Origin of the sequence: Sorangium sp. So ce117, from assembly GCF_051524395.1 — a bacterium.
Classification (GTDB): Bacteria; Myxococcota_A; Polyangia; order Polyangiales; family Polyangiaceae; genus Sorangium; species Sorangium cellulosum_B.
The window spans coordinates 5,000,012-5,021,881 of sequence record NZ_CP150309.1 but is presented as its reverse complement, the minus strand read 5'-3'; the positions used below and the strand labels follow the sequence as shown (position 1 = coordinate 5,021,881).

The window sequence follows — 21,870 nt, the reverse complement described above, 5'->3', positions numbered from 1 at the left end:
CGTTGCTTATCTCGCGGCGCGCGGAGGACGCGCGGCGCCGGCCTGGTTCGGCGGCCGCCACCTCACGCGCGACCCGGACTGCGCGACGGGCTGGGCTCGAGTCGCCTCGTGCGTGCATCCAGCGCAACGACGGTGAGCCGCGCCATGCGCCGTTGTCGCCCGCGGGAGCTCGGCGCCTTCAGCGCCCACACGAGTTCTCTCGATTCGAAAGGAATCATCTGATGAAGGCCGCTGTCCTCTCGTTCGTCCTCCTCGGTTGCACGGGGTGCACGTTCCTGGCCGGTTGCTCCGGCGCAGCGAGCTCGTCCGGGCCGAGCGATGAGGCGGCCGGACAGGGCGGCGCCGGAGGTAGCACTCCGGGCGCGGGCGGCCACGGCGGAGGGACTGCAGGCGCCCAGACCGGAGCCGGCGGCTCCGCCACCACCGGCTCCGCGGGCGGCTCTGCCATCACCGGCTCCGCGGGCGGCGCCGGCGGCTCGGGGCCCGTCGATGGCGTGGGTACGATCCTCAAGGTGACGAACCTCGACGCCGACGGCCCGGGATCGTTGCGCGAGGCGATCGAGACGCGGGGGCCGCGCACGATCGTGTTCGAGGTCGGCGGGATCATCGACCTGAACAAGACGCGCCTCGACATCACCGAGCCGTTCGTCACGATCGCCGGCCAGACAGCGCCCTCGCCGGGCGTCACGCTGATCCGCGGCGGGATGAAGATCCGCACGCACGACGTGAGGATCCAGCACCTCCGCTTCCGGATAGGCGACGCCGGGGCTGCGCCGGCGTCGGGGTTCGAGCCCGACGTCACGACGGACGGCGCCTCGGCGTACAACATCGTGATCGACCATTGCTCCGTGGCGTGGGGCGTCGACGAGAACCTGTCCGTCTCGGGCCCCCGCTTCGACGGTCCCGACGGCACCTCGCGCCGCGTCACCTTCAGCAACAACATCATCGCCGAAGGGCTCGTCGAATCCATCCACGAGAAGGGCTCTCATTCCATGGGCACCCTCGTGCACGACCACTGCACCGACGTCACCGTCGTCGGCAACCTCTACGCCCACAACAACGAACGAAACCCCTGGTACAAGGGGTTCGCAACCGGGGCGATCGTGAACAACGTCGTCTACAACCCCGGCAAATGGGCGATGCGCCTCGGCCCCGTCCTCAAAGAGTGGGAGAGCTCGGGCGTCACGCCGGAGCCGCCGAGGGTCAGCATCGTCGGCAACTACATGCGGCACGGCGCCAACACCTTGCCGGGCCTCCCCATGATCGGCACCAACTCGCTGGGATCCGCCTACCTCGAGGACAACATCGCCGTGGACGCCCTCGGGGCAGCGGCGCCCATCGCCTCCCCGGACATCATCGTCCTCGCCGAGAAGCCCGCGTGGCCCGACGGCCTCGTGGCGCTCCCCGCAACGTCGGTCCTCGACGCTGTGCTCGCGCACGCGGGCGCGAGGCCCAGAGACCGCGACGAGGTCGATCTGCGCATCGTCGAAGACGTCCTATCCGGCGATGGAATGTTCGTGAACAGCCAAGACGAGGTAGGGGGCTACCCGACGGCAGCGCCGACCTCACGACCGCTCGACGCCCCGACCGAGGACATCGAGGGCTGGCTCGATCGTCTCGCCGACGAGCTCGAGTAGCGACCGTCGCCCGCGCCGTCGCCGAGCCCCGCTGCTCGTGGCCGCTGTTCGTGGATCGAGCGCAGGCCCTGGAGCGGTGCTCGCGATGACGTCGCCAGGATTCAGCTTACAGGAGGCATCATGTTGAGAGCATCATCGATCTGTTCCGTCGTCGTGCTGGCGGCGCTATCGGGCTGTACGTCGAGCGATGAAGCCGGCAGCGGAGCGCCGGGCGCCGGCGATACCCCCGGGTACGGCGACGTCGGCGGTGGGGCCGGAGAGCCGGGCAGCGTGCCCGGAGACCTCGGCTCCGACGGCAGCGCCAGCAGCGCCGGCGACGGCGTGGACTGCGGGCGGCAGAACTTCGACGTCGAGCGCAAGCCGGCCAGCATCCTGCTGGTCCTCGATCGCTCGGCGTCGATGCAGGACGATCCGAACGGAGACGAAGGCACGCCGTCGAAATGGGATATCGTCGTGCCCGCCTTGCAGGAGGTGATCGCGGCGACGAACGAGGCGGCCTCCTGGGGCCTGAAGGTGTTCCCGCAGGGCGACAGGACGGGCAGCTGCACCGAGGAGAGCTTCCCGCGCGACATCCTGATCCCGATCGCGGCGAGCAACGCGCCCACGGTGAACCAGGCGATCTCGAGCACCACCCCCGAGGGTGACGGCACGCCGACCGGCGACGCCATCAACAAGGCGGTCGAGTACCTGCAGACGATCCAGAACGACGACCCGAAATACATCCTGCTCGCGACCGACGGAGATCCGTCGTGCCCCAAGAGCGACTCGGACGAGCTCGCCGTGCAGGCGGTGACGGACGCGGCCGCCGCCGGCTTCCATACGTTCGTGGTCGGGATCGCGGCGCAGGCGAGCAAGATCAAGGCGCTCAACGGCCTCGCGGTCGCAGGGCTCGAGCCGCGCCAGGACCCGGATCCGGACGCGCCCAGGTTCTACCTGGCGGCAACGCAGGACCAGCTCGTGACATCGCTGCTGGCGATCACGGGAGAGGTCTCGACGTGCCTGTTCCCCCTCGGCGAGCCGCCGCCGAACCCGGACCACGTCGGGGTGTTCGTCGGGGAACAATCGATCATGCAAGACACCACAGGCACGGATGGATGGAATTACACGGGGCCAGACATGAGGACGATCAAGCTGTACGGCGCTGCATGTGAGCAGGTGGCGAGCAGCGGCGCCGGCTCCGTCAAGGTCATCTTCGGCTGCAAGGACGACCCGATCTTCTGAGCTGCAGGGCACAGCCTGCCTGGCGCTGCGCTCGGCAGGCTCTGGACGCCGATCGTGGGCTCGCCACCGCCCAAGGCACGCCCTCCGCCGGCGCTCCGCGGCGCAGAGCACCTGCGCGTCAACCCGATCGTCAACCGGTGTCGACCCCTCGTTGACACGCCGACCCCAGCGCGCCTCCGCGCGATGCTCGATGTCCCGCCGCGCCCCCTGGATCGCCGCTTGCATTCACCTCGGCGAGCTCGACGCAGAAGCCAGCTGAACGGCGCGAAGCGCGGGTTCGTGGTTGCCACCTCGACGGGTTGCGTCGAGGAGTCGACAGCGCCGTACAAGCGCTTCCGGGCCGCGGGTCGCCCATCATGATACCGGAACGAGAGGTAACGAGATGAGATCTGGAATGAAGTCAGCTTTCACTTTGCTGTTCGTGCTCGGCGCCGTCGGAGCCATGCAGCTCGGCTGTTCAGACGACGCCGCGACCCCGGACGACGGCCAGGGAGGCAGCAGCTCGAGCAGCAGCACCGCCGCGACCGGCGGGAGCACGAGCAGCGCGGGCGGCGCCGGCGGCGGAAGCACCGCCGCGAGCACCACGAGCGGCGCGACCACGAGCAGCTCCAGCACCACGGCCGCGAGCACCACGAGCGGCGCGACCACGAGCAGCTCCAGCACCACGGCCGCGAGCACCACGGCCGCGAGCACCACGAGCAGCGGCGCGGGCGGAGAGGAGCCGCTCGGCGACGAGCTCCCGATGGAGATCCCGACGCCCACGAACGGCAACGGCGAGATCAGGACCCAGACGACGGTGCTCAAGAACGCCGCCCACGGCGGGCAGGACGTCTACGACTTCAACAACCAGAAGATCGGCGTGAACAACACGGAGGACTGCGACGACGGCGAGGGCCAGAAGACCGTGTTCGAGGTCGAGGACGGCGTCACCGTGAAGAACCTCATCATCGCCGGCGGCCTCCCCGGCGGCAACGGCATCGTCTGCAAGGGCGACTGCACGCTCGATCACGTCTACTGGGAGGACGTCTGCGAGGACGCGGCGACGAACAGCGCCGACGGGGCGACGATGCACATCAACAGCTCCATCGCCCTGCACTCGGCCGACAAGATCTTCCAGCACAACGCCAAGGGCGGCTCCACGACCATCGTCACGAACTCGTACATCGCCGACTTCGGGAAGCTCTGGCGCTCGTGCGGCGACTGCACCGCGAACGGCGGGCCGCGTCACCTGATCATCGACAACGTCAGGGTGGACCGCGTGAAGACGACGGTCGCGGGCGCGAACCAGAACTACGGGGACACGGTCACGATCACGAACCTCTACGTCAAGGGGGGCTACGACGCGGACGACGACAAGCCGAAGATCTGCCAGGAGTACAGGGCCGTCACCGATCACATGGGCGAGTCCGAGAAGCTCCACGGGGGCGCGAGCCAGTGGGACACCGCCACGTGCCGCGTGAGCAAGAGCGACGTGAAGAGCTGGTGATCGCGCGAGGGGCAGCGCGCGCCAGCGTCGCTGCCCCCCTGCACCCCTGCGCGACCCGGGGGCGCGGACCGCCGCGCCCGCGACGACCGTGCCGTCCACCGACGATCCCCGCCCCCGACGACCCCCGCGCAGCGCCGCTACGCGCCCGCGTCGAGCTTCCGGCGCAGGTTGTCGCGCGCGCTCGCCTCGAGGCGGGCGTGGAAGTACCGCGAGAGGAAGATCCGCTCCGCCGCGAGCAGCTTCTCGAAGAAGCGCCGCCGGCCCGCGGCGTAGAGCTCGGGCGGCACGGCGCTGTACTCCGCGGCGATCGCCCGGTCGTACGCGTCGAACGCCGCCGCGTCGCTGCCCAGGATGGCCATGTCGCAATCGAGGAAGAGGGCCTCCTCCTCGCCGACGTCCGCCGGCCCGAGGGCCCCGTGGCGCGCCGTGAGCAGGATGAGCCGCTCGATGAGGCCCTCGTCGAGCCCCTCGCCGGGCAGCCAGCGCGCCACCGCCTCGCGCGCGAGCTCCGCGCTGCGCGCCTCGTTGTCGTGGCGGCCGGGCACGTACACGGCGTCGTGGAAGAGCGCGGCCAGGAACACCTCCCGCGGCCTCCGCCAGCCGACGTCGCGGGCGACCTCGCCCACCCGGCGGAGCACCTCGCCCACGTGCGCCAGGTCGTGGTACGCGCGCCCGGGCTCGCCGTAGGCCGCGCGCACCGCGCCCCACAGCGGCTCGGGCAGGACCAGGCCGTCCGGGGCCTCCGGCGGCGCGTCGCCGTCGCCGCGCGCCTCGCCCGCCGCGGTCCCGCCGTCCGGCCTCACGCGAGCACCAGATCCTCGGGGCGGAACAGCTCCCCGTCGTACGTGGCGACGCGGCCCTTCTCCGTGGCCTTCGCGTGGTTCTTCGCGAGGTTGGCGCGCCCCTGGATCTCGCGATCCGTCAGGAAGCAGTCGACGTCGGCGACGCACAGCCCGGCCGAGATCGTCGGCGACCGCTCGACGCGGCGGTAGCGGCGGCGGGCGAGCCGCTCCTGGAGCGCGCGCAGGAAGTCCACCGCCCAGGCGCGCGTCGCGTTGGGCAGCGTGATCATGTACTCGTCGCCGCCGAACCGGTACGCGTGCCCGTGCGCGAAGACGTGCGCCTCGATGCTCTCCATGAGCGGCGGGAGCACGTGGAGATCGACCGCGGTCTCGGTGTGCTGGACGTTGAACGCCTTGAAGTCGTCGATGTCGATGAACGCCACGGCGATCGAGGCGCCGCGCAGCGCGCAGCGCGCCCGGTAGTGCGCCAGATCCGGCAGGAAGAGCCCGGGCGCCTCGAGGATGTGGAACTTCTCGTCGTACTCGCGCGGGCGGAGCGGCGGCGCCTCCGGCATCACGGCCTCGGCGTGCCGGATCGACATGTAGTCGGTGAGCTGCGGCACCTTGAGCGCGCGCGTGGCCGCGAACCAGGGCGCGGCCATCAGCTGCTCCAGCCCGTGGACCTCGCGCCGGAGGTGCCGGATCGTCTCGGCGTTCACGGCCTTCTGCAGCGGCTCCTCGATCGCCGTGGCGCTGTCGCGCCGGAGGTCGATCAGGATGCGCTTGAGCAGCGGGCCCTGCGTGTCGTGGATCTGCGCGTGCGGCGGGCGCAGCTCGAGCTGCCGCCCGAGGAGGCTCAGCTGTCCGATCAGCTCCGTCACCTCCGGCGGCTCGTAGCCGCGGAACTCCTGCCGGATCACGTCCGCCACGTCGCGGCGGAATGCCTCCGTGAAGCGGGTGACGCACTGGGACAGGATCTTGGCCTCGGACTGCGTGAACTCGAGCACCTCACGAGGATATCCTGACGGCGTGCGTCCAGCGCCCCGGACGCACCGCGCGCTGGAAATCCGCCGGAAATTCGGAGATGCTGCCCCGTCACCCTCCCGCGCGATCAATGCACGACCCCACCCGGACGATCACGACCCTCCGAAGCGACGCGGTCGAGCTCCCGGACCTGCGCATCCTCGTCACCCCGCAGAAGAGCCCGCCGATCGAGGCCGCCCTCGGCGTCGCGCCGCTCGTGCTCGGGACGAGCGGCGAGTGCGACGTCATCATCCCCGACTCCCGCGTCTCGCGCCGCCACTGCCAGCTCCGGTTCTCGCCGCGCGGGGTCGTCCTCACCGACCTCGGCAGCAAGAACGGCACGTTCATCAACGACGTCCTGATCATCGAGGGCTTCCTCACCCCGGGCGCCATCGCCTCCCTGGGCGGCGTGCCCCTCACCGTGCGCGTCGGCGGCGCCCCGGTCGTCGTCCCGCTCTCCACCTCGGCCAGCTTCGGCGAGGCCCTCGGCAGCAGCGTCCCCATGCGCGCGCTCTTCGCGCGCCTCGAGCGCGCAGCGGCCACCTCGGAGACGATCCTCCTGCTCGGCGAGTCCGGCACCGGCAAGGAGGTCCTCGCCCGCGCCATCCACGCGGCGAGCCCGCGCAGCGGCGGCCCCTTCGTCGTGTTCGACTGCAGCGCCGTCGCCCCGAACCTCATCGAGGCCGAGCTCTTCGGCTACACGAAGGGCGCGTTCACGGGCGCCCAGGGCGCGCGCGCCGGCCTGCTCGAGGAGGCGAGCGGCGGCACGCTCTTCCTCGACGAGATCGGCGAGCTCCCGCTCGATCTCCAGCCGAAGCTCCTGCGCGCGCTCGAGGCCCGCCAGGTGCGCCGCATCGGCGCCGCCGCGTACACGTCCTTCGACGCCCGCGTGATCGCCGCCACGCACCGAGATCTCCAGGGCCGCGTGGCGTCAGGGGCGTTCCGCGAGGATCTCTACTACCGGCTCGCCGTCGTGGAGACCGTCGTGCCGCCGCTGCGCGAGCGCAAGGAGGACATCCCGCTGCTCGTCGAGCGCTTCCTCGCGGCGCAGGTGCCGCCGCGCTCGCTCGCCGACCTGCCGCCGAACGCGCTGGAGCTGCTCCGCGGGCACCACTGGCCGGGCAACGTGCGCGAGCTCCGCAACACCGTCGCGCGGCTCATGCTGTTCCCGCACCTCGCCGAGGAGGCGATCGTCAAGGTGGCGCCGCGGCCCGCCGACATGGGCGTCGGCCAGTTCGTCGCGCTGCCGCTCCGCGAGGCGCGCGACATGGTCGTCGAGCAGTTCGAGCGCACGTACATCGCGATGAAGCTCCGGGAGAGCGGCGGCAACGTGGCGCGCGCCGCCGCGTCGATGGGCGTCTCCCGGCAGCTCGTCCACCGGCTGATGGAGCGCTACGGCATCCGCAGCAAGGGCTGACGGGGCGCGCGGCGCGGCGCGGCGCTCGGGACGCGCCGCGCGGCGCTCAGAACGCGCCGCGGAGCGAGAGCCCGGGGCCGCCCGGCGAGAACGAGAAGCTCGCGATCGGCGCGGCGGGCGCGACGGGATCGAGCTGGAAGTAGAGCACCGCGCCCAGACCGGCCGCGAGGAACCCCACGCCCGCGGAGATGGCGCCGGCCTTCCACGTGAGATCGATCGCCTCGACGTCCTCCGCCGGGCATCCGGGCGCGCACCTCGATCGGAGCTCGCTCCGATCGAGGTGCCCCTTCACGCCGAGGAACGCGCCCACGCCGAGCCCCGCCGCGCCGACGCCGACGAGCACGAGCGGCCAGCGCTGCCGCACCGGCGGCGCGTCGGCGCCGGCCGCGGGGCGCGACGGGGCCGGCGCCGGCGCCGGGAACCGCACCGCGATCGGCAGCGCCTTGTCGCCCGGCGGCAGCGTGACCACGGTGACGACCCGCGTCCCCGCCGCGTCCTCGAAGGTCAGCGTATGGCGCCCGGGATCGAGCTCGATCGGGTCCTTCGGGAGCGCGTCGACCAGCGGCGCGCCGTCGAGGAGCACCCGGACCCGGCCCGGCGCGCGGCCGTCCGCGGACGTGGCCGACAGCGCGACGCTGGGCATGTCGCGCTCGACCTGCTCGCTCCAGCTCTGGCAGTCTCGGGCGAGGGTCGCCGGGCACGCGCTCACGCAGACGCGGAGCTCGGCGCGGGCGCGCAGCAGCGCCCTGTCGCGGAGGAGCTGCTGCGCCTGCTCGTACGAGGCCGCGCACGTCTCTCCCACGCCCTGAGCGCGGGCGCGTGGGCCCGCAAGGAGCGTGGCAGCCGCGGCGAAGGCGGCGAGGAGGCGCCCTTTCATCGCAGCGCAGGCTACACGCTTCCGTCGTTCACAGGCACTCTCGCTTGATCCGCCGGATGCCGTTGGCGTCCAGATAGTACGGAGGCACGCAGCGCGATCGCGGCCGCGCGCTGCGCGCGGGGGAAGCGGCGCGCACGCCCGCGGCGCGATCCGGCGCGGCCGCGCGCGCGGCCGGCTCCGGCGCCACGGCGGCGCTCGCGGAGGCCCCCGGCGCGGCCTGCTCCGGCGAGGCCGCCGGTGCCTCAGGCGCCGCCGCGGACGCCGTCGACAAGGCCGCTTTCGCCTCCGCAGACACCTCCGGCGTCCCCTCGCTCGCGGCAGGCGTCGCCACCGATGGCGGCGAGGCGACGGACCGCGAGGGCTCGCCGGCTCCGGCGCGCTCGGCCTGCGGCGCATCGGGCGCTGGCCGCACGCTACAGCTCCGGCCGAGGGCCACGGCGAGCACAAGCGCGCTGGCCCCGAGCGCGAGCGTGGAGGCGCGGACGAGCTGCGCGCTCGCCAGCCGCGGCGGCGCCGCCGCGGCGACCGGCGTCGCGAGCGCCGACGCCACGGGCCGCGCCATGTCCTCGACCGTCCTCGTCATCGTCGGGACCGTCACCGAGGTCCGCAGCGCGCGCCCGCGGCCGCCAGACGGCTGCGCGATGCGCGCCTCGACGTCCCGCGGCGGCGCGTCGTCCACGGCGGCGGGCCTCGGCGGCGGCGACGCCGGGGCCGCGCTCCGCTGCGACGTCTCGATCGCGGCGAGGCTCTTCGCCCGCGCCTCGAGGAGCGTCCCCGCCGTCGCCTCGACCCACGCCCCGACCGCCCGCGGGCTCGCCGGCGGCAGCGCCTCCTCCAGCGCGGCCGCCATCTCCAGCGCGGTCGCGTAACGCCGGGAGGGATCCCTGTCGAGGCCGCGGAGCACCACCTCGTCGAGCGCCTTCGGCACGTCGCCGTAGACGCTCGGCGGCTGGACGACGCCCTCGAGGATCCGCCCGAAGATCTCCGCGTCGCACTCCCCCGTGAACAGCCGCCGTCCGGTGAGCACCTCCCAGAGGACCACGGAAGCGGCGTAGATGTCGGCGCGGCGGCTCAGCGGGGCTCCGCGCAGCTGCTCCGGCGCCATGTAGCTGAGCTTGCCCTTGAGCTGCCCGACGCGGCTCACCTGGCTCCGCACCGCCGCCCGCGCGATGCCGAAATCGAGCACGCGCGGGATGCCGTCCTCGCCGACGAGGATGTTCTGCGGCGACACGTCGCGGTGGACGATCTCGAGCGCGGCGCCCTCCTCGTCGGTCGCCTCGTGCGCCGCGTGCAGGCCCGCGAGGGCGCCGGCGATGATGGCCGAGCCGATCGGCTGCGGCACCTTGGCCCCTCGCCGGCCGGCCTCGCGCAGCAGGCTCGAGAGCGATTCCCCCGCGATGTACTCCATGACCACGAAGAGCTCGTCGTCGGCCTGCACGCTGTCGAGCGTGGTGACGACGTTCGGGTGGCGGATGCGCACCGCGAGCCGCGCCTCGTCGAGGAGCATCGACGAGAACTCGGGGTCCCTGGCGAACTGCGGGTGCAGGCGCTTGATCGCGACCGTGCGGGCAAAGCCATGGGCGCCCACGAGCCGCCCGAAATGGACGGACGCCATGCCCCCGGAGGCGATCACGCCATGGAGCGTGTACCGATCGAGGGTCCGCCGCTCGCGCTCCTGAGCAGGTGCCATGGTGGCTCTGTTCTACAACATCTCGGCAGCGTTGCCGGACGGTAACCTGCGCGCCGCGCTCGCGTCAGGCGGCCAATGACGCCGGGCAGCGGCGAGGGCGCTCGACGCGGCAGATGGGTGTCTGACCGCCCCTGCCGAGGTGGGACCGATGGAGATGCAACTGCGTGTGTCCACAGTGTCAACTCACGGTTGACATCGATCGGGCTGGCGCGCGCGCCGTCGGCTCGAGCGCTCCGAGCGCGCGGCGCCGCGCGGCAGGGGCGCGGCGTCCTCCTGCTACAGGGGAACCTCGATCACGCTCTCGCAGGTGAAATCGACGCTCAGCTTGGCCACCATGTCCGCCTGGACCGTGGCGCACGCGTCGACACACAGCACGATCTGCGTCGGACTCGCGGGCTCGTCGTAGCGCCAGGCCCCCTCGGTCGCGCAGCTCTGGTCGTACACGAGCTCCGTGGTCGCGCTCGATCCGCTCGTGTAGAGCACGCGGACCTTCTCCTTGTCGAAGGTGCTCCCTCCCGGCGGGAGCGGGATCGCCATCGTGCACGAGACCGAGGCGCCGCGGATCCGGTCGACCGCCGCCTTGAAAGCGGCGGTTGTCTGCGAGGGATCGCCCGTGTCGATGAGCACGGCGCCCTCGGTGCCGCCGGCCGCGGCGATCTTGTGCAGGTCGTCGAGGGTGTCCGGCGCGCCCTTGATCTGCGGGTTCTCGACGCCGATGACGTAGGTCGGGACGCCCTCCGCCAGCGCCGCCTGGGCGTCGGCCACGACGGCATCGATCGTGTCGGAGGCCTCGTCGCAGCCCTGCGGGTAGCCGTCCGTCACGAGCACGATCGCGTATTTCCCGGGGTTCTGCTGCCGCTGCGCCTCGATGAACGCGCTCGTGCCCCGCATCACCCACGCGGTCGGCGTGCCGCCGCGCCAGTCGTCCGAGCTCGCCGGCTCGATCGCGTCGATCGCCTCGGTGAAGGCCGCCGAGGGGAGCGGCGTCAGCGGCACGTCCGGCGTCGCGTAGATCTCGGACGAACACTTGTCGTCGTCGGCGGGAAAGAACGAGAGCGAGGCCGTCAGCCCTTCGGAGCCGGGATCCGAGAAGAACTGCTTGGTCGCAGCGACCACAGGATCCCACTTCAGGGCCTTGTCGTGCCAGTCCTTGTCGCCCTTGCCCATGCTGCCCGAAACGTCGAACGCGAACGCCAGGTACACGGGCTGGAGGGATGCAGCCGCCGTCTGGGTGGCGCACGCTCCGCCTCCGCCCGCGGGGCTGGCACCGCCCGCGCCGCTCGATCCGGACCCGATCCCGCCGCCGATGTCCAGCGAGCCCCCCTCGCCGGAGCCGGAGCCGTAGCTGCCGCCGGAGCTCGCCCCTTCACGTTCTCCCCCTTCGCTCGGGCTGCTGCCGCACCCGAGCCCGACCGCAGCCACGCTCAGCACCGCCGTGACAACTCTAAGCAATTTCATGCATCGACTCCTTGCACCACCGCGCGCCGGCACCGCGCCGCCGCCATCAAGCCACCTGGATCGCGCGTGGTCCCAGGCCTCGGCTCTCCGTCTCCATCTCCAAAGCACACGAGGTGCCAGCGTGCGGAGGCTCGGGGGCGCTCACTGCACGGGCGCAACGTGGGAGATCAGCACGCCCATGTTCTTGATGAACGACTCCACGGAGATGCCCGTTGGCGACTCCTCGGCGGCGTACGTCGCTGGCGCCTTCGTCGGGTCGTACGGAGAGGTATCGTTGCGATCGCCGACGTGCGTGGTGGCGTAGGTGTCCTCCACGAACGGCTCGGCGGCGCCAGGACCTTTGTAAGGGTTCGTGATCATCGTGATCTTGGTCGGCCAGTAGCCCTCTCCGTTGAGCTCGCCGACGAGCTTCTGCGCGTCCTCCGCGGTCACCGGCGCGGTCGTCATCGTGGCGCCGGCGTACAGGTCCTCGAGCTTCACCTCGCGCAGCGAGAAGTACCGCGGCAGCGCCACCGGCCCTGTGATCTCGAGGGGCGAGTCCGCCGTCAGCGCCTCGGGCGACATCGCCGCGAGCTCCTCGTAGCGGGAGCGCATGGCGTCCACGTCGAGCTTGCGCGCCTGCCCGTAGTGGCCGATGGGCTTCGCGGGGTCCTTGTCGAAGTAATACTCGCCGTTGACGACGTTCGAGCCGCGCCGGTGGACGTAGAGCGGAATGTCGGTCCCGATCTCGATGTACGTGGGGTGCGTTCGGTCGGGGAAGATCTCCACGAGCTCCGGCGGCAGCTTGACCTTGTCCAGCCAGTCCAGCGCCTCGGGCACGCGGGCGATGAACTTCTCGTCCCCGGTCATGTTGTAGAAGTTGAGGAGCTGCTGGATGTTGTTGGCCGTCGTGTGTGTGGTCAGCGCCTCCGGCTCGTAGGTGCGCGCCCCGGCCGGCTCACCGTCCTGCGTGAACTGAAGGCCCCACGCGGGCTGCGGCGCGGGCTGCTGCAACGCGACGAAGTTGTCCATGGCGCGCTCGATGTTCCCGAGCAGCTGCGACTCGCCCAGCGCGAGGTGGCACATGATCAGGAACTTGATGTTCTCTCCGGCCACGTCGTCGTTGAAGGTGATGTGGCTCGTGTAGTCGGGCTCGCCGCCCTTGCCCATCAGCGGGAAGCGCTGCGGCCAGCCGCCCCCCTCGTACTGGCTCTCGGTGACGAAGCCGATCGCCTTGTAAAGGGGCTCGCGGAACCGCTCGTCCTTCTTCTCGAGGTACATGCGCAGGAGGAGCTGCGAGGCCACGGCGGTGCCCGCGTCGTCGAACGTCGCGTTGCCGTAGTAATGCTGGAACTCCTCGAGCCGCCAGCCGTTCTTGCCGATGGTGTCGTACCAGTCCTTGAGCGACTCCTCGCCCGCGAAGTCATAGATGTAGTTCCAGCCGCCGGCCTCGTGCTGGGCCTCGATCAGGGCGAGCGTGACCTGCTCGGCAGCCTTGTAATAGAGCTCGTCGCCGGTGGCGTGGTAGGCGTCCAGGTAGAGGTGCCCCATCGACGGCGTGCCCGGCGGCTGCACCCACAGCATGGTGCGCTTCGCCTCCATCTCACCCCAGCTCCTCGAGAGATCCGAGAGATAGCTCCACACGTAACCGCCCTTGTACGCGACCTCCTCGCTCATGAAGGTGGCCGCGCGCTTCATCGCGTCGACGTACGGGACCATCTCGGACGGCACTTCCGGCCCGGGCCCAGGGCCCGGCTCGCTGTCCCCCCCGCAGGCGGCCAGCGCGAAGGGTAAGAGGATCGACATCGCGAACGTTCTGCGTTTCATAGGCTCCTCGATCGCACGGGGCCGCTGCGTCGGTCGCAGGGCCCGTCGAAAAGACATGGGATGTTGGTGGACTGGAGAGGCTGATCGGATTCCCGCGCTCAGGGCATGTACTCTTCGCGCGCGGGGGTGAACACATCGAGCACGACGGACGGCTCGAACGCCCAGGCCTGGTGCTCGACGCCCCCGCGGACCACGAAGCTGTCCCCGGACCACGCCTCGAACTCCTCGTCTCCACACGAGAACTTGAGGTGTCCGGAGATGATATAGACCAGCTGATCGTGAGGGTGGCTGTGGCGCGCCCCGGCCCAGCCGACCTCCATGTGGTGCTCGACGAGCATCATGTTGGGGTTGTGGGCGAGCACCCGGCGCTTCAGCCCCGGCTCGGGCGTGAAGAACTCCACCGCATCGCCGGACACGCGAGCCAGGCTCGGAACATCGCTTCTCTTCAGATGACTCATGCTTCCTCCGGCGCCTCGCGGCCGCTCCGCTCAGCGCGCTTCTCCATCCCGGCCCGCGCGGACCGGACAACAGCCAGGAACTCCCGCGCTCGCTCCGTGAGGACCTCGTCGCAGCCGGCCTCGAGCGCCGAGGCGTCGACGAGCTCGCCGCCGACCCCGAGCGCCACGGCGCCTGCCTCGATGAACTCGCGCGCGGTGGCGAGGTTGACCCCGCCGGTCGGCAGCATCTTCACGTGCGGGAGCGGCCCCCGCAGCGCGCGCAGGTACTTCGCGCCGCCCATCGCCGAGCACGGGAACACCTTCACCGCGTCGGCGCCGGCGCTCCACGCGGCGATCACCTCGGTCGGGGTGAGCGCCCCGGGGAAGACCGCCTTCCCGAGCTCGCGCGCCGCGCGGATGACCTCGAGGTTGAGCCCCGGGCTCACGATGAACTGCGCGCCCGCCTCGATGCACCCGCGGGCTGCGTCCGCGGTGAGCACCGTGCCCGCGCCCACGAGGACGTTGCTCCCCATCCGCGAGGTGATCTCGTGCATGACGGCGAGGGCGTCCGGGACCGTCATCGTGATCTCGAGGACATCGATCCCTCCGGCGCACAGCGCGCGACCGGCGCGCACCGCGAGCGCGCCGCTCGACGCGCGCACCACGGGGACGACGCCGATCTCCTCGATGCGGCGGACGACGTGCTCTCGGTCCATCGCGTGATTCATCGCATGATTCATCGCGTGATTCATCGCTTGCCTCATCGATCGATCCTCGCGCTGGCCCCGCTCATCGCCCGCCGCACCTCGGCGAGCGACGCCATCGACGTGTCGCCCGGCGTCGACATCGCGAGCGCCCCGTGCGCGACGCCGCACTGGAGCGCCCACTCCGGGCTCTGCTCGGAGAGGAGCCCGTAGATGATCCCCGAGGCGAACGAGTCGCCCCCTCCGACGCGGTCGAGGATCTCGATGTCCCGCTGGGCGACCTCGTAGAACTCGCCCTTGCAGTACAGGATGCCGCCCCAGCCGTTGACGCTCGCGCTCCTGGCCGTCCTGAGGCTCGTGGCCACGACCGAGATGTTGGGGTACGTCGCGACGACCTCCGAGATCATCCGGCGGAACCCCGTCGTGTCGAGCTGGCGATAACCCTCATCGACGCCCGGCACCTCGAAGCCGAGCGCCGCGACGAAGTCCTCCTCGTTGCCGAACAGGCAGTCGACGTAAGGCATCAGGGCGCGGTTGACCTCGCGCGCCCTCGCCTGGCCGCCGAAGTTCTTCCAGAGCGAGGGCCGGTAGTTGAGATCGTAGGAGATCCGCACATCGTGCTCGCGCGCGGCCTCCATGGCCTCACGCGCCACGCCGGCCGTGCTCTCCGAGAGCGCGCAGAAGATGCCGCCCGTGTGGAACCAGCGGGCGCCGCGCTCCCCGAAGACGGCCTTCCACGGGAGATCGCCGGCCTTCAGCCTGGAGGCCGCGCTGTGGCCGCGATCCGAGCACCCGACGGCGGCGCGCGGCCCGAAGCCGCGCTCGGTGAAGTTGAGGCCATTGCGCGCCTCGCGGCCCACACCGTCGTAATCGACCCAGCGCACGTGGGAGGTGTCGACCCCGCCCTGGAGCATCAGGTCCTCGATCAACCGCCCGACCGGGTTGTCCGCGAGCGCCGTGACGATGGCTGTCCGGAGCCCGAAGCAGCGCCGGAGCCCCCGCGCTACGTTGTACTCTCCCCCGCCCTCCCCGATGTCGAACGCCCGCGCGGTGTGGATCCGCCGCTCTCCCGGGTCGAGGCGCAGCATCACCTCCCCGAGGCTCACCTGGTCCCACGCACAGCCCTTTGCATTTCGGATCTTCATCTTCACGCTCCTCAACGGCTCATCCACCCGCCGTCGACGACCAGCACGTGGCCGTGGACGTACCTGCTCGCCTCCGAGCACAGGAACAGCGCCGCTCCCGCGATGTCGCTCGGCTCCCCCCAGCGCCCCGCCGGGATGCGATCGAGGATCTGCCGGCTGCGCGCCTCGTCGGCCCTCAGCGCCGCCGTGTTGTCCGTCGTGATGTAGCCCGGGGCGACCGCGTTCACGTTGACGCCCCTCCCGGCCCACTCGTTCGCGAGCGCCTTGGTCAGCTGCGCGATCCCACCCTTGGACGCCGCGTAGGCCGGGACCAGGATCCCGCCCTGGAAGGAGAGCAGCGACGCGATGTTGACGATCCTGCCCGAGCCTTGCTCGAGCATCTGCTTCCCGGCGAGCTGCGACAGGCGGAACGCGGACGTCAGGTTGACCTCGATCAAAAGGTCCCAGTCGTCCTCGGAGTACTCGACGGCCGGCGACCTCCGGATGAGACCTGCGTTGTTCACGAGGATGTCGATGCGTCCGAGCTCGGCCTTCGTCCTCCGGACGAGCTCCGCATGCGAGGCGCGATCCGCGAGATCCGCGGCCATGCCGGTGGCGCGACGCCCGAGCTTCCGCACCGCCGCCATGGTGGCCTCGCCCGGCTCGCCCTTGCCGTGACAGGCGATGTCCGCGCCCGCCGCCGCGAGCGCCGTCGCGATCGCGGCGCCGATCCCCGTGGCCGAGCCCGTCACGAGCGCGACCTTGCCGTCCAAACGAAACGGATCGTTCGTCATTGTCCTATCCCTGCTTGAGCCGCGCGGGTTCGAGCCGCGGCACGAGCGCGTGAATGATGGCGAGCGCGAGCACGTAGGCAGACGCCGCCATGATGAACAGCGTTGAATAGCTCCCGGTGAGCTGGAGGACGCGGCCCGCGATCTGCGCGATGAGCATCCCGCCGATGGCCCCGGCCATGCCTCCGAACCCGACGGCCGACCCCACGGCCTGCGACGGGAACATGTCCGTGGTGAGCGTGAACAGGTTCGCCGAGAAGCCCTGGTGCGCGGCGGTGGCGAGGCCCAGGAGCAGCACGGCGACCCACAGCGAGTCGGTGCGCGTCGCGAGGAAGACGGGCGCCACGCCGAGCGCGCAGGCGAGCATCGCGGTCTTGCGCGCCGCGTTCGCCGTCCAGCCGCGGCGCATCAGCATCGAGGAGAACCAGCCGCCGGCGATGCTGCCCACGTCGGAGAGCAGGTAGATCGTGACGAGCGGCGGGCCGATCTGGAGGAGGTTCAAACCATGCTTGCGGTTCAGGAAGTCGGGGACCCAGAACAGGTAAAGCCACCAGAACGGATCGGTCATGAACTTGCCGAGCGCGAACGCCCACGTCTGGCGGTGCGGGATCAGGCTGAGCCAGCCGATCTTGCCTGGCGCCGGCGACGGCTCGCTCGTGATGTAGGCGCGCTCCTGCGGCGTGACGCGCGGGTTCTCCGCGAGGGGGCGATACAGGATCATCCAGGCGACGATCCAGAGCGCCCCGATCGCGCCGGTCAGCGCGAAGGCCGCGCGCCACCCCCAGGACACCGCGATCCACGGGACCACGAGGGGGCACACGATCGCGCCGATGTTCGTGCCCGAGTTGAACAGGCCGGTCGCGAGCGCGCGCTCCTTCTTCGGGAACCACTCCGCGATCGTCTTGAGGGCGCCCGGGAACATGCCGGCCTCGCCGATGCCGAGGGCGAACCGCGCCGCGGAGAGCCCCCCGGCGCTGCCGACGAGCGCGTGCGCCGCCGCCGCGAGGCTCCAGAACCCGACGGCGAACGAGAACCCGCGCCGCGTCCCGATGCGATCCATGAGGCGGCCCATCGTCAGCATCCCGATGGCGTAAGCGGCCTGGAACGACGTGACGATGTTGCCGTAATCGATGTCGTTGTAGCCGAGCTCCTTCTGCAGCGTCGTCTTGAGGACGCCGAGGACCTGCCGGTCGACGTAGTTGATCGTCGCGGCCGTGAACAAGAGGGCGCAGATCACCCACCGATAACGCCCGATGCCGGCCGAGAGCGACGCGTCGCCGGCGCCCGCGACGCGCGGCACCTCCGCGGGCGCGTCGGCGATGGCCGTCGTGGGCTCCGTATTCATCACCATGAAGCTATCCTCCTGAGTCCGACCCGCCTGGCGCTGGCCGACTCCCCCATTGCCTACTTGAGGCTCGCCTCGAGCCCGGAGCCGCGCTGGGCAAACTCCGGCTGGACGTTGACCACCCCGAACACCCGATCTTCGCGCTCGCGGTGCGCGGCCATGAGCCAGACGAAGTTGATGGAGTGCCCCGGCGCCGCGACGTTCGGGTGATACCCCGCCGGCATCAGCACGGCGTCGCCGTCCCGCACCACCGTGACGACCTCGGGCGCCTCGGGAGCCGTGTAGACGAGCTGCACGCCGAACGCCGGCGGCGGCATATCGAAATAGACGTACATCTCCTCGAGCAGGTCGGTGTGCTCGTGCGGGGGCCAGCTGGTCCAGTGCCCCGGCGCCGAGCGCGTGAAGCCCGCGACGATGCGGCCGGCCTGCACGTTCTTGCCGAGCAGGATGCTGAGCTCGCGCGTCGTGGCGTCGCCGCCCGCTTTGAACTTGAGCGACGAGTTCCGCTCGACGTCCTTGTAGCGGACGACCTGGAGGGGATAGTCCCCCTCCACCTCGGCCCCGCACTCGACGAGATCGACCACCGAGCTCGTGCGCACCTCGACGGCCGAGCCGCGAGGCACGTAGAGGGCATCGTATTGCCCGAGCGCGATCACCTCCCCGCCGTTCACCTTGACGCCGCACTCGCCGGCCATGCAGAGGAGCCCTACCTCGCGTCCGGAGGTCTCGAACCGCGCCTCCGGCGTGGTCCCGTCGAGCAGGATCCGACCGTAATGGAGGCGCTTCATCGGGCTGTCAGCCGGCGTCACGGAGAGCTTTCGCCCCCTGTGCGACGCCGTCCCGCGGACCACGACCTGACCAGGGTTCACTGGCTTCATGGACAAAACCCTTCCCTTGCTTCGTTAACGGAATTTACGAATGGACGCGGTGAATCCCCCGAGCCCCGCGGCTGCGTCAGAACGCCGGGCTGGCCTTGATGTTCCACTCGACGTTCAGGCCGATGAAATGCTCCCACGTGCGCTGGCTGAAGACGTCGTCCTGCGGATAGAGCGCCTTCGCGCCGTCGTCGCGCCGGGTCACGAGCCAGATGAACCGGAATTGAGGGCGCTTGAAATCACCCTTGCCTGCCACGTTCAGGAACGGCACGAGCCCGAGGCGCACGAGGCTCGCGCTGTGGTGGCTCGCCGCCGGGTGCGCGCCCGCCGCCGCGGGGTCGGCCGGCGGCGGGACCCTCCCCCGCCGCTGCGCCTGGTACGAGGCCTCGACGGCGACGCCTCCCCAGTCGCGCAGGTAGAGGTGCGGCCGCACGAGCAGGATGCCCTCGTCCAGATCGGCGAGATCGAACGGCTCGCTGGCGTTGCGGAAGGAGCGCACGTATCCCGCGGCCATCAGGCCGAGCGGCCCTGTCTCGTAGTTGCCGCTCAAGGTGAAGAGGAGCTCGTGCGCGCCGGTCGCGGTGCCGTCCGGCGCGGGCTGGGTGGGAGCGCCGAACTCGCCGTAGGCCGCGAGGCCGCCCGCGTAGCGGAGGAACAGGTGCAGGTGTCCGTTGTTCACGCCGGTGAACGGGCTGATCTGCGCGCCGACGACGTAGCCGGCGTCGCGCGGCAGGCGCTCGACGACGCCGGCCTCCGCCGTCTCGCGCGTGCCCGATGGCAGCTGGTGCAGCTCGCCATACAGGACGCCCTTGACGCCGCTCTTCTCCCCGACAGGGACGGTGTGGCTCGCCTTGACGCTGGAGATGAGCCGCTGGCGATCGAGGAGGTTGACGTTCGCCGCGCCAGGCTGGTTGAGCGCCGGCGGGCGCTCCACCGTCTGGAGGTAATACGGCGAGAGCGGCCGGTTGACGCCTGCGTGCGCCGCGAAGTACGTGCGCTTCGAGGGCAGGTCGTAGCGGACGCCCCCGCCCAGGGTGTTCAGCCAGTCGAGCGGCCAGAAATCGAGCAGCTCGGCGTTGTCACCGCGGTACAGGCGCGAGCCGACCCACACGGACAGGCCCTTGACGCCGAGGTCTCGCTCCTCGACGAACGCGTTGCGCACCGACATGTTGATGTTCCACGGCCGCGCGTTGTTGTAGTGGAGGACGGGGGCGTCCACGACCAGGCGGACGGCGACGCGCGTGGTGGCGCCGGTGGACTCCCAGTGATCCTGCCGCTCCAGGTCCATCTGGATGAACGTGGACTCGTCGAGGCGCGAGCCTCGCCAGACGATATCGGCGTCTCGCCCCGGCCCCATCTCGGCGTCCGTTGCCGCGACGACGCGGCCGACGCCGCCGAAGAAGAAGCCGCTCTCCGGCACCGGCGCCGGAGTGGGGGTCGGAGGGGGCTGCGGCTGCCCGTTCACGACCGCTGGAGGCGCTTCGGGCGCCGGAGTCGGAGTCGGAGTCGGCTGCCCGTTCACGACCGCTGGAGACACCCAGATCGCCGCGCCGAGGAGGGCGGAGACTGCGCCGCGCCGCGGAGCGCGGCGGGCGTCGTGCGCGGGGTCGCAAGAGAGATGGAGGATGGGATTCAAGGTGCGCCGATCGGGTGGTGTGTTGGAGCGGCAGCAGCGCAAGCAGCGGGTTGTCGTCAGGGCGAAAGGAGCCCGACGAGCACGCTTGGCGTGGCTCGCTCATCGATTGGAATGCTCGCAGCGCTCGCGCTCAGGCGCGCTCGCCCGCGTCCGTCAACGTTCATCACGGCACAAAGCAAGCGATGGGCCAGGGACGTTCGGCTCGGTCACAGCGCCACGTTTCAGGCGTCCTCGCCGCCGCCAGAGTGCGAATCGCGATTCAGATGGGCAGCCGCCGTGGAGAGCCCGTAAACCTCGGGTTGACACGGTTGACGTGACCGATACCGGCGGTTGACGCGCACCTCCCGCGAGGAGCCCGCGCGGCGATGGCGGCTCCTCGCGCGGGGCGCCCCCCGCCGCAGCGGGGTCGTCGAGCCTCCGGATCCCGCGGGTGGCCAGACCAAGGGGCCGGGGCGGCGCGGGAGGTCAACGTCTTGCGTTGCCATGGCCTTCGCGGTAAGGGGGCGGCAATGAGTGGTCCCGAACTCGGCCGCCTCATCGACGAGGTCGATCGCACGGTGGACGTCCAGTTCGCCGCTGCCGGCGATCTCGATGAGCTGAACCGCCTGTATGCCAGCCTGCTCGGGCGCCGCGGGTCGCTCAATGCGCTGATGAAGCAGCTGCCCGGCGCGGCGCCCGAGGAGCGCAAGGCGCTCGGCCAGCGCCTCAACGCCGTCAAGGGCCGCGTGGAGCGCGCCCGCGAGGAGGCGACGGCGAGGATCAAGCGCGCTGCGCGCGATCGCGAGCTCTCCGCGCCGCCCCTCGATATCACCCTGCCCGGCCGCTGGCGCGCGCCCGGGCGGTCGCACCCGATCATGCGGACCCTCGACGAGATCGTCGATATCTTCGTCGGGCTCGGGTTCGACGTGGCCGAAGGGCCGCAGATCGAGCTCGCGCGCTACAACTTCGATCTCCTCGGGTTCCCGGCGGATCACCCCGCCATGGACATGCACGACACGTTCTACATGGCCGGCGATCCTGGTCAGAACGTGCTCCTCCGGACGCACACGAGCCCGGTCCAGGTGCGCGAGATGCTCTCCCACCCTCCGCCGGTGATGATCGTCGCGCCCGGGGTCGTGTACCGCCGCGACGACGACGCGAGCCACAGCCCCATGTTCGTGCAGATCGAGGGGCTCGTGGTCGACCGCGACGTGTCGCTCGCCGATCTGAAGGGCCTGCTCGAGGTCTACAGCCGCCGGATGTTCGGCGAGGCCACGAGGACGCGCTTCCGGCCGAGCTACTTCCCCTTCACCGAGCCCAGCGCGGAGCTCGACGTGTCCTGCCTCGTCTGTTTCGGCGAGAACCGCGCCTGCCCGCAGTGCAAGGGGACGGGCTGGCTGGAGGTGCTCGGGTGCGGCATGGTCCACCCGACGGTGCTCCGGAACGTCGGGATCGACCCGGAGGAATACACGGGGCTGGCGTTCGGCATCGGCGTGGATCGCACGGCCAACATGAAGTTCGCCGTCGACGATATCCGCGCCTTCTACGAGAACGACGTCCGCTTCCTCGGAAGCCTCTAGGC

At 71.0% G+C, this 21,870-nt stretch carries 19 protein-coding genes; 5 read left to right on the top strand and 14 right to left on the bottom strand.

From position 1 onward, the window contains the following. Positions 1–221 precede the first annotated feature (221 nt). Both WMF46_RS18700 and WMF46_RS18695 read left to right on the top strand, forming a co-directional pair. Complete coding sequence (locus tag WMF46_RS18700; RefSeq protein ID WP_437986853.1) at positions 222–1,637, top strand: pectate lyase family protein; 1,416 nt, start codon at positions 222–224, stop codon at positions 1,635–1,637. Between the two features lie 120 nt (positions 1,638–1,757). Next, entirely contained in the window at positions 1,758–2,858 is a 1,101-nt protein-coding gene (locus WMF46_RS18695) for a vWA domain-containing protein (RefSeq protein ID WP_437986852.1), read from the top strand. 354 nt (positions 2,859–3,212) lie between these two features. Here WMF46_RS18695 and WMF46_RS18690 read toward each other — a convergent pair whose 3' ends face one another. Beyond that, on the bottom strand, positions 3,213–3,620 hold the full coding sequence (locus WMF46_RS18690) for a hypothetical protein (RefSeq protein WP_437986851.1): 408 nt from the start codon (positions 3,618–3,620) through the stop codon (positions 3,213–3,215). Between WMF46_RS18690 and WMF46_RS18685 the strand changes: the two genes are divergently transcribed. Beyond that, positions 3,601–4,344, top strand: a complete 744-nt coding sequence (locus WMF46_RS18685) for a pectate lyase (RefSeq protein WP_437986850.1) — start codon at positions 3,601–3,603, stop codon at positions 4,342–4,344. The two genes, WMF46_RS18690 and WMF46_RS18685, sit on opposite strands and share 20 nt — an antisense overlap. Before the next feature lie 137 nt (positions 4,345–4,481). Here WMF46_RS18685 and WMF46_RS18680 read toward each other — a convergent pair whose 3' ends face one another. Together WMF46_RS18680 and WMF46_RS18675 are read right to left on the bottom strand one after the other, a co-directional pair. Further along, complete coding sequence (locus WMF46_RS18680; protein WP_437986849.1) at positions 4,482–5,147, bottom strand: HD domain-containing protein; 666 nt, start codon at positions 5,145–5,147, stop codon at positions 4,482–4,484. Next, the gene (locus WMF46_RS18675) at positions 5,144–6,133 is read right to left on the bottom strand and encodes a diguanylate cyclase (protein ID WP_437986848.1); all 990 of its coding nucleotides are present in this window, start codon (positions 6,131–6,133) and stop codon (positions 5,144–5,146) included. Before WMF46_RS18675 ends, WMF46_RS18680 begins: the two co-directional genes overlap by 4 nt. Before the next feature lie 107 nt (positions 6,134–6,240). Here WMF46_RS18675 and WMF46_RS18670 point away from each other — a divergent pair, with 107 nt between their 5' ends. Beyond that, complete coding sequence (locus WMF46_RS18670; protein WP_437986847.1) at positions 6,241–7,566, top strand: sigma 54-interacting transcriptional regulator; 1,326 nt, start codon at positions 6,241–6,243, stop codon at positions 7,564–7,566. A gap of 46 nt (positions 7,567–7,612) precedes the next feature. On the opposite strand, the gene WMF46_RS18665 is transcribed toward WMF46_RS18670, so the two are convergent. The 11 genes from WMF46_RS18665 to WMF46_RS18615 form a co-directional block, all read right to left on the bottom strand. Further along, positions 7,613–8,443, bottom strand: a complete 831-nt coding sequence (locus WMF46_RS18665) for a hypothetical protein (protein ID WP_437986846.1) — start codon at positions 8,441–8,443, stop codon at positions 7,613–7,615. A gap of 28 nt (positions 8,444–8,471) precedes the next feature. Next, a complete protein-coding gene (locus tag WMF46_RS18660) occupies positions 8,472–10,133 on the bottom strand; it encodes a serine/threonine-protein kinase (protein ID WP_437986845.1) in 1,662 nt (553 codons plus the stop codon). A 276-nt stretch (positions 10,134–10,409) separates the two neighbouring features. Beyond that, positions 10,410–11,591: a vWA domain-containing protein gene (locus WMF46_RS18655; RefSeq protein ID WP_437986844.1), complete on the bottom strand. Its 1,182-nt coding sequence runs from the start codon at positions 11,589–11,591 to the stop codon at positions 10,410–10,412. A 141-nt stretch (positions 11,592–11,732) separates the two neighbouring features. After that, entirely contained in the window at positions 11,733–13,397 is a 1,665-nt protein-coding gene (locus WMF46_RS18650) for a pectate lyase (protein ID WP_437986843.1), read from the bottom strand. A gap of 98 nt (positions 13,398–13,495) precedes the next feature. Beyond that, complete coding sequence (locus WMF46_RS18645; protein ID WP_437986842.1) at positions 13,496–13,813, bottom strand: cupin domain-containing protein; 318 nt, start codon at positions 13,811–13,813, stop codon at positions 13,496–13,498. A 38-nt stretch (positions 13,814–13,851) separates the two neighbouring features. Next, the gene (locus WMF46_RS18640) at positions 13,852–14,550 is read right to left on the bottom strand and encodes a bifunctional 4-hydroxy-2-oxoglutarate aldolase/2-dehydro-3-deoxy-phosphogluconate aldolase (protein WP_437986841.1); all 699 of its coding nucleotides are present in this window, start codon (positions 14,548–14,550) and stop codon (positions 13,852–13,854) included. 44 nt (positions 14,551–14,594) lie between these two features. Continuing rightward, positions 14,595–15,683, bottom strand: coding sequence for a PfkB family carbohydrate kinase (locus WMF46_RS18635; protein WP_437986840.1), 1,089 nt, complete (start codon positions 15,681–15,683; stop codon positions 14,595–14,597). 11 nt (positions 15,684–15,694) lie between these two features. Then, the gene (gene kduD / locus WMF46_RS18630; RefSeq protein WP_437986839.1) at positions 15,695–16,456 is read right to left on the bottom strand and encodes a 2-dehydro-3-deoxy-D-gluconate 5-dehydrogenase KduD; all 762 of its coding nucleotides are present in this window, start codon (positions 16,454–16,456) and stop codon (positions 15,695–15,697) included. A gap of 4 nt (positions 16,457–16,460) precedes the next feature. Further along, positions 16,461–17,753 (bottom strand): MFS transporter, encoded by a 1,293-nt coding sequence (locus WMF46_RS18625; RefSeq protein ID WP_437987910.1) that lies wholly within the window; start codon positions 17,751–17,753, stop codon positions 16,461–16,463. A gap of 104 nt (positions 17,754–17,857) precedes the next feature. Beyond that, positions 17,858–18,676, bottom strand: coding sequence for a 5-deoxy-glucuronate isomerase (locus WMF46_RS18620; protein WP_437986838.1), 819 nt, complete (start codon positions 18,674–18,676; stop codon positions 17,858–17,860). 76 nt (positions 18,677–18,752) lie between these two features. Then, on the bottom strand, positions 18,753–20,138 hold the full coding sequence (locus tag WMF46_RS18615; protein WP_437986837.1) for a carbohydrate porin: 1,386 nt from the start codon (positions 20,136–20,138) through the stop codon (positions 18,753–18,755). A 680-nt stretch (positions 20,139–20,818) separates the two neighbouring features. Here WMF46_RS18615 and pheS point away from each other — a divergent pair. After that, positions 20,819–21,868 carry a phenylalanine--tRNA ligase subunit alpha gene (gene pheS, locus WMF46_RS18610; RefSeq protein WP_272098834.1) on the top strand — a complete coding sequence of 350 codons (1,050 nt, stop codon included), beginning with the start codon at positions 20,819–20,821 and terminating at the stop codon, positions 21,866–21,868. The last annotated feature ends 2 nt before the right edge of the window (positions 21,869–21,870 follow it).